Genomic DNA, 8654 nt, shown 5'->3' on the forward strand with positions numbered 1-8654 from the left:
GCCGCCCGGGTGGTCGCCGCCCTCTGCGAGGTCGTCGGCGGAGCCGCCGTCCCACCGCTGGTCCACGCCCACACCCTCCCCACCTGGGTCGGGGCCCTGGACGTCGTCCTGGTCTCCGGAGACGATGCCGGCGACCGGGACCTCGCGTCCGCCGTCGAGTCCGCCGCCCACCGGGGTGCGATGGTCGTGGTGGACGTGCCGAGGGAGGGTCCCGTCGGCGAGTCCGGAGGGGGTCGGGCCGTCTGGCTGCCCCCGCTCCCGTACCTCCCGCCGCACCGCGGGGTCCTGCACCACCTGGCCGCCGGGATGGCGGTCCTGACCGCCCTCGGGGTCCCGGGACTGGATGTCGGCGTGGCCGCGGACGCGGTCGACGTCGAACTCGAGGGTCTGGGGCCCGATCTCGCCACCCCGGTCAACCCGGCCAAGCTCCTCGCCACCGCGGTCGCCGGGACGGACCCGCTCGTCTGGATCCACGCGGATCCGTTGTCCGCGGCCTACTGCGACAGGGCGGTGGCCGCGTTCTGCGACGCCGGCCGGGTCACGGCGACCTCCTCGGTCACAGACGCCGTCCGGTCCCAGGCCGAGCGCGCCCGTGGGCTGCCCGCCGTGGACCCCCTCGCGAGTCTGTTCCACGACGACCAGCTGGACGGCGAACGGGAGGACAGGACCATCCGGCACCTCGGTATGGTGTTGAGCGCGGACGAGGAGTTCGTCCGCCTGGCCGCGGGCCCGCTCGCGGACGTCGAGTGGATCTCCGATCGTGGTCGGGACACGGTCGGTGCCGCACCGGCCCCGTTGAGCGGAAAGGTGGCCGCGCTCATGGCACGGACCGAACTCTCCGCCGCGTACCTGTTGGTGGGGGGGCTCTAGACCCGTGGTGGCTCTCATCCCGGTGGTCCAGGCGTACGCATGGGGCTCCCGGACCGCGCTCCCCGAGCTGTGCGGAACCCACTCCCCGGCACCGCACCCGGTGGCCGAGCACTGGTTCGGCGCCCACGACTCCGGCTCGTCGCTCTGCGCCGACGGGCGGGGGTTGGACGCGCGGATCGCGGCCGACCCCGAGGGTGAGCTCGGGACGCGGGTGGCCGCGGAACACGGGGGCGGTCTGCCGTTCCTCGTCAAGCTCCTGTCCGCCGAGCAGGCGCTCTCCCTGCAGGCGCACCCGTCCCCGGAGAGGGCGAGGGAGGGTTTCGCCGCCGAGGACGCGCGGGGGATCGCCGTCCACGCCCCCGATCGCAACTACCGCGACACCAACCACAAACCCGAGATCCTGGTGGCACTGACCGAGTTCCACGCGCTGGTGGGATTCCGTCCCGTGGCCCGGACCGTGGCGTTGTTCGACGCCCTCGACGTGCCGGCCCTGCGCCCCTACCGCGACATGCTGGACGGCCAGCCGGACGCGGAGGGTCTCCGTGCGGTGTTCACCACCGTCGTGACGATGCCGCACATCGCGCTGGAGACGGTGGTGGCGGACCTGGTCACCGGTGCCGTGGGGTACCTCACCGCGGAGGGCGTCGCCGGCGAGTGGTCGAACGAGGCCACGACCGTGGTCGAGCTCGCCGAGCGGTATCCCACGGATCCCGGGGTCCTGGGTGCCCTGCTGCTCAACAGGGTGGTGCTCCGGCCGGGACAGGCCGTGTACCTGGGACCCGGTCAGCTCCATGCCTATCTCCGCGGTGTCGGGGTGGAGGTGATGGCCAACTCGGACAACGTCCTGCGCGGGGGCCTGACACCCAAGCACGTCGACGTCCCGGAGTTGATGCGGGTGCTCGCGTTCGACCCGCTGGCGGACCCCACTGTGCGGCCGGTCCCCGCCGACCGCGGGATCCCCGGGGAGATGGACTACCCCACGCCCGAGCCCGATTTCGCGCTCTCGCGCATCGCGCTGCCCGCCGGCGCCGGCCCGGTCAGCTACCGGACCGACGGCCCGGAGATCCTGTTGTGCACCTCCGGCCGGGTGTGCGTGTCCGAGAACGGGGCCACGGAGACGCTGGGGCCCGGCCACGGGGTGTGGGTCCCCGCCTCGACACCGGTCGTGGAGCTGGAGGCCGCAGGAGGGGCCACCGTCTTCCGCACCCGGGTCGGCGGTCCGGAGACGGGGACGGCGTACCGGTAGGGCTCCCCGCTAGTGTGGTGCGGAAGTCTTTTCCGAACTACGAGGAGCTGGTCGCACACATGTCCGCTGATCTGCACGTGCAGTCCGTCAACGGTGTCGAGTTCAAGGTGGCGGATCTGTCGCTGGCGGAGGCGGGCCGCAAGCAGATCCGTCTGGCCGAGCACGAGATGCCCGGCCTGATGGCGCTGCGTGAGGAGTACGGGGCGGAGCAGCCGCTGGCGGGGGCCCGGATCGCCGGGTCCATCCACATGACGGTGCAGACCGCCGTGTTGATCGAGACCCTGACCGCGCTGGGCGCGGAGGTCCGGTGGGCCTCGTGCAACATCTTCTCCACCCAGGACGAGGCGGCCGCCGCCGTCGTCGTGGGCCCGGAGGGCACGCCCGAGGCCCCGTCCGGCGTGCCGGTGTTCGCGTGGAAGGGCGAGACGCTCACCGAGTACTGGTGGTGCACGGAGCAGATCATGACCTGGCCCGGCACCGATCCCAACATGATCCTCGACGACGGTGGCGACGCCACCATGCTCGTGATCAAGGGCAAGGAGTTCGAGCAGGCCGGGGCCGTGCCGTCGGACGACCCCGCCTGGTCGGCGGAGGAGAAGGTCTTCCACGCGCTGCTGCGCGAGTCCGTGCCGGCCCACCCGGGCAGGTACACGGCCATCGCCGAGTCGGTCCAGGGCGTCACCGAGGAGACCACCACCGGCGTACACCGCCTGTACCACTTCCACGCCGAGGGTGTGCTGCCGTTCCCGGCGATCAACGTCAACGACGCGGTCACCAAGAGCAAGTTCGACAACAAGTACGGCACCCGCCACTCGTTGCTGGACGGCATCAACCGCGGCACCGACGCCCTCATCGGAGGTAAGAAGGCCCTGGTGTGCGGTTACGGCGACGTGGGCAAGGGGTGCGCCGAGGCCCTCGCCGGCCAGGGCGCGCGCGTCCAGGTCACCGAGATCGACCCGATCAACGCGCTGCAGGCCCTCATGGACGGCTTCGACGTGGTGACCGTGGACGAGGCCATCGAGGCGGCCGACATCATCATCACGGCCACCGGCAACAAGGACATCATCACCTTCGACCACATGAAGCGGATGAAGAACAAGGCGATCCTGGGCAACATCGGCCACTTCGACAACGAGATCGACATGGCCGGACTGGAGTCCGCGGCGGACGTCACCCGCATCAACATCAAGCCGCAGGTCGACGAGTTCGTCTTCGACTCCGACGGCCGCTCGATCATCGTGCTGTCGGAGGGGCGTCTGCTCAACCTCGGCAACGCCACCGGCCACCCGTCGTTCGTGATGTCCACCAGTTTCTCCGACCAGGTGATCGCCCAGATCGAGCTGTTCAGCAAGGCCGACCAGTACCCGATCGGCGTCCACCTGCTGCCCAAGATCCTCGACGAGAAGGTCGCGCGCCTGCACGTCGAGGCACTCGGTGGATCGCTCACCACGCTCGCCAAGGACCAGGCCGAGTACATCGGTGTGGACGTCGAGGGCCCGTACAAGCCCGACCACTACCGGTACTGATCCGATCCCGTGGTCGCGCGTCTGGTCGTCGTCGAGGGGCTCGACGGCGCGGGCAAGAACACCCTGACGACCGCCCTGGTCGGTGAGCTCACCGACCGGGGTGTGTCGGTCGGGCGTCTGGCGTTCCCCCGGTACGGGACCCTGCACGCCGACCTGGCCGCCGACGCCCTGCACGGCGGCCAGGCCGGTACGGCCGACTCCCCGCACGCGATGGCGTTGCTGTTCGCCCTGGACCGACACGCGGCCCTCGCCGAGCTCCGCGAACTGGCCGCCTCCCACGACGTGGTCCTGCTCGACCGGTACGTGGCCTCCAACGCCGCCTACACGGCGGCCCGGCTCGGACCCGGGCGGGAGGCGGAGGTGATCCGCTGGATCGGTGAGCTCGAGTTCGACCGACTCGGTCTGCCGCTGCCGGACCTGCAGATCCTGTTGGACACGCCGACCGCACTGGCCGCCGAGAGGGCTGGTTCCCGGGAGTCGGCGGACCCGGGTCGCACCCGGGACCGCTACGAGAGGGACGCGGCCCTCCAGACGGCGACGGGGGAGACCTACCGTCGGCTCGCCGCGTCCGGATGGCGCTCGCCCTGGCGGGTGCTGGACGTCGACCCCGACGTGCGGGAGCTGGCGGACCTCGTGGTCGGTTCCTGAGTTCTCGGATCCCGGGTTCTCGACTCCTGCGTTCTCGACTCCTGCGTTCTCGACCACCGGGTTCTCGGCGACCGAGCCGAACCGTGGGCCCGGCCCGTCGGTGCGGCCGGGTAAGGTCTCCATGGACACATGCCGACACTCACGCCGACACAAGTGGTGACAATGACCCCGAAGATCCTCGTCGTCGACGACGACGCCGCACTGGCAGAGATGCTCACCATCGTCCTGCGGGGCGAGGGGTTCGAGACCGAGGTCGTGGGCGACGGCGTCCAGGCCATCGAGACCTTCCGGGCGGTCCAGCCCGATCTGGTCCTGCTCGACCTCATGCTCCCGGGCCGGAGCGGGATCGACGTGTGTCGGGACATCCGCGGCGAGTCCAGGGTGCCGATCGTCATGCTCACGGCCAAGACGGACACCGTGGACGTGGTCCTGGGGTTGGAGTCCGGAGCCGACGACTACATCATGAAGCCGTTCAAGCCCAAGGAGCTCGTGGCCCGCATCCGGGCGCGTCTGCGCCGGGGTGAGGACGAGCCGAGTGAACTCCTGCACATCGGTGATGTGACGATCGACGTGCCCGCCCACACCGTGACGCGTGAGGGCACGCCGATCCCGCTCACGCCGTTGGAGTTCGACCTGCTGGTGGAGCTCGCCCGCAAGCCCCGCCAGGTCTTCACCCGCGAGGTCCTGCTCGAACACGTCTGGGGCTACCGTCACTCGGCCGACACCCGGCTGGTCAACGTGCACGTCCAGCGCCTGCGCGCGAAGATCGAGAAGGACCCGGAGAACCCCGAGGTCGTCCTCACCGTGCGCGGAGTCGGGTACAAGGCCGGTCCGGTCTCGTGACCGCACGTCGTCCGGACGACGCGGCGGCGTCCTCCGGCGACGAGCGCGACACCCGGGACATGACCGACTCGTCGTCGACCCTCCTGGAGCGGATCCGGGACCTGGACCTCACCGTCCTGGGGATGCGGTTCGCGCGCATGTGGCGGCGATCCCTCCAGCTCCGGGTGGTCACCTCGACCCTCGCGCTGTCCATGGGCGTGATCCTCACGATCGCGTTCATGCTGCAGAGCCAGATGGCCGCGCAGTTGCTCTCGACCAAACTGGACGCCGCGGTCGAGCAGGCGGGCCGGCTGCGGGTCACCGTCGAGGCGCAGATCGCCGCGACCGACGAGGGGACCAGTGAGCAGTCCCGCCTCGACCAGGCGCGCAGCGCACTGGGGGAGCGGGGCATCGCCTCCGACGGGGAGTCGGTGCACGCGGGCACCTTCGACCCGATCCTGGTGGTGCCCGACCAGACCGGGCGCGGGCAGGTCGTCAGCCCGGCCGACTCGCAGGTGCCCCCGGAGTTGCAGTCGCTGGTCCAGCGGGGCCGGGTCGCCTACCAGTACGTCACGGTAGATTTCCGGGGAGAGCCCGCCAAGGCGCTGATCATCGGGACGCCGACGGACTCGTCGATCCCCGGGCTCGAGCTCTACCTGGTCTATCCGCTCATCGCCGAGGAACAGACGCTCGGGATCATGCGCGGGATCGTCGCGACCGCCGGCCTGGCGATCATCGTGCTCAGTGCGGCGATCGCGTGGATGGTCGCACGGCAGGTGGTGCTGCCGGTCCGCCAGGCGGCGTCGATCGCGCAGCGGTTCGCCAACGGTCACCTCAAGGAACGGATGGTGATCCGGGGAGAGGACGACGTCGCCCGACTGGCGATGGCGTTCAACGACATGGCACAGAGCCTGTCCGACCAGATCACCCAGCTGGAGGAGTTCGGCGACCTGCAGAAGCGTTTCACCTCGGACGTCTCGCACGAGCTGCGCACCCCGCTGACCACTGTCCGGATGGCGGCGGACATCATCTCCGACTCCGCCGGTGACCTCGACCCCCCGACCAAGCGGGCCGTCGAGCTGCTGGAGTCCGAACTCGACCGGTTCGAGAGCCTTCTCACCGACCTCCTGGAGGTCTCCCGCCACGACGCCGGAATGGCAGAGCTCTCGGTGACCGCGCTGGACGTGCGGGGGGCGGTCGAGGACGCGGTGTCCACCGTGTCGCACATCGCGGAGTCGGCGGGCGTACAGGTCGAGCTGGACATGCCGGCCGAGCCGGTGGTGGCCGAGGTGGACTCCCGACGGGTGGAGCGCATCCTGCGCAACCTGGTGGCCAACGCACTCGACCACTCGGAGTCCAAGCCCGTCCGGGTGACCCTCCGCGGGTCCGAGGCGGCGCTCGCGGTCTCGGTGCGCGATCACGGCGTGGGGCTCAAGCCCGGCGAGGAGTCGCTCGTGTTCAACCGCTTCTGGCGGGCGGATCCCTCCCGGGTCCGTCGGTCGGGCGGGACCGGACTCGGTCTGGCGATCGCGCTCGAGGACGCCAGGCTGCACGGCGGCCGGCTGGACTGCTGGGGCAGCCCCGGGGAGGGGTCGTGCTTCCGGCTGACCATCCCCCGGCGCCACGGGGGCACCCTCACCTCGAGCCCGCTGCCGTTGACCCCGGAGGACGAGGCGCGGCTGGTGAGCACCGGGTCCCCGACCCCGCTGGACCGCGTCCCCGGGACCGAGGAGGCCCGCTCGTGAACCGCGTGAGGGCACTGGCCGCGGCGGTGGCGCTGGTCTGCGCGGCCGCGCTCGGTGCCACCGGATGCGCGACGCTGCCCTCGTCGTCGTCGCCCCAGGTCATCGACACCTTCTCGCCGTCCGGGGCTGGCCTGGCCGTTCCCACCCCGGTGCCCGACCAGGAGCCGGACCTCCTCGTCCGGGACTTCCTCAAGGCGGCCGCGATCGCCGACCAGCGACACGCGGCGGCCCGGCAGTTCCTCACCCCGGAGGCGGCGGAGACCTGGGACGATTCCGCGGAGACGACGATCGTCCTCCGCGCGGACCTCAGCGCGGAGGGTGGCCGCGGCGCGGACCGGGCCGAGTACACGCTGCGCGCCGAGAAGGTCGGTTCGCTCGACCCCGGCGGCATCTTCAGGGAGGACGTGGGGCAGCTCGAGGTGACGATCGGCCTGGCCCGGCAGGACGGCCAGTGGCGCATCGACCGGTTGCCCCCGGGGGTCGTGATCGAACGGACCGAGTTCGTCTCCACCTACGCCCAGCGCGACCTGTTCTTCCTCTCCGGTTCCGGGGACTCGCTGGTCCCCGACACCCGGTGGACGGCCGCGGACCGGACCGACCTGGGTTTCTCGCTGGTCAACCTGCTCGCCACCGGGCCCCGCCCCGGGCTCGAGTCCGCCGTGCTGTCCCGGGTCCCCACCTCGGTGTCGGTCCGCCCCGACCAGACCGCCGACGGGGAGGAGGTCAGCGGGACCTCCATCGACTTCACCGGCCTGCCGGTGCTGAGCAGTCAGGCCACCACACAGTTCGCCGCCCAGGTCGTGTGGACCCTGGCCCGCGCGGATGTGCCCGGTCCGTACCGTCTCGAACGGGACGGCGCGCCTCTGGACGAGCGCTTCGTGGACGGGTGGACGACGGAGGACGTCCGGACGTTCGACCCGTATCCGCCGGTGGAGCCCATGCGCAACGCGCTCACCGCCGCCGACGGTCTGGTGCGGCTCGAGGCGACCGGCGCCCGACCGGCCGGAGGTCCCTGGTCGGAGGTCCGCGGGGGACGGAGCGCGACCATGTCCCACGACGACAGGGTGCTGGCGGTGGTCGCCGACGAGGACCGCGCGGGGCCGCAGAGGCTGCTGATCGGGGCGATCGACGGCGAGCCCGCCGAGGCCCTGGCCGCCCGGACCCTGACCGGACCCACGTTCCACCCCGTGGACGGACGGGCCTGGGTGATGGCCGACGACGCCAGGCTGGTGCGGGTCGGCGCGGGAGGTGACGCCCCGTCGGTCCAGGAGATGGACGGTGCCCCGATCCGCGCACTGGGGTCACGGGTCACGGGGCTGCGGATCGACCAGTCCGGGGCCCAGCTGGCGGTGGTGGTCGACGGCAAGGTGTTCATCGGCGCACTCTCGGCGGAGACCGGGCAACCGCTGGCCGGCACCTTCCGGCAGATCGGCCGTGCGTTGGGGGAGTCGGCCACCGTGGTGGCGTGGCGTGACCGGTCCACGATCGTCGTGGGTCGTGACACCAGCGAGGCACCCGTCACGACGATCACCGTGGACGGCGCGATGACCGAGCCGTTGTCCCAGCGCAACATCGCCGGACCCGTCACGGCGATCGCCGCCGCGGGCCGCGAGGTGTACGTGGTGGACCAGCGGTCCCTCCTGAGGCTCGACACGGCGGCCGAGACCGGGGATCGCTACTGGCGGGAGATCAACGGACTGGCCGCCATCCGGGCGGACCCGGTCGTCGCGGGCTGACCCGGTGCCGACGGGGGCCGGCGCGAACCGGGGGCGCCCAGGTGGACCCGGGTGGGCCGCG

7 protein-coding genes are annotated in these 8654 nt (G+C 71.6%); all 7 read left to right on the forward strand.

The window, feature by feature from the left end; all coding sequences use genetic code 11:
* A partial coding sequence (locus tag G6028_RS08895; RefSeq protein ID WP_182658667.1) for a hypothetical protein occupies positions 1-870 on the forward strand: 870 nt, incomplete at its 5' end.
* Between the two features lie 4 nt (positions 871-874).
* The gene (gene manA, locus G6028_RS08900) at positions 875-2116 is read left to right on the forward strand and encodes a mannose-6-phosphate isomerase, class I (RefSeq protein WP_182658668.1); all 1242 of its coding nucleotides are present in this window, start codon (positions 875-877) and stop codon (positions 2114-2116) included.
* A gap of 59 nt (positions 2117-2175) precedes the next feature.
* Entirely contained in the window at positions 2176-3642 is a 1467-nt protein-coding gene (gene ahcY, locus G6028_RS08905) for an adenosylhomocysteinase (protein ID WP_182658669.1), read from the forward strand.
* Between the two features lie 9 nt (positions 3643-3651).
* A complete protein-coding gene (locus G6028_RS08910; RefSeq protein ID WP_182658670.1) occupies positions 3652-4290 on the forward strand; it encodes a dTMP kinase in 639 nt (212 codons plus the stop codon).
* A 162-nt stretch (positions 4291-4452) separates the two neighbouring features.
* The gene (gene mtrA / locus G6028_RS08915) at positions 4453-5133 is read left to right on the forward strand and encodes an MtrAB system response regulator MtrA (protein ID WP_187700704.1); all 681 of its coding nucleotides are present in this window, start codon (positions 4453-4455) and stop codon (positions 5131-5133) included.
* Positions 5130-6857 (forward strand): MtrAB system histidine kinase MtrB, encoded by a 1728-nt coding sequence (gene mtrB, locus G6028_RS08920; protein WP_182658671.1) that lies wholly within the window; start codon positions 5130-5132, stop codon positions 6855-6857. Before mtrA ends, mtrB begins: the two co-directional genes overlap by 4 nt.
* Positions 6854-8593, forward strand: coding sequence for an LpqB family beta-propeller domain-containing protein (locus G6028_RS08925; protein ID WP_182658672.1), 1740 nt, complete (start codon positions 6854-6856; stop codon positions 8591-8593). The genes mtrB and G6028_RS08925 overlap by 4 nt, the downstream gene beginning before the upstream one ends.
* The last annotated feature ends 61 nt before the right edge of the window (positions 8594-8654 follow it).

The organism is Dietzia cercidiphylli, from assembly GCF_014145145.1.
GTDB lineage: Bacteria > Actinomycetota > Actinomycetes > Mycobacteriales > Mycobacteriaceae > Dietzia > Dietzia natronolimnaea.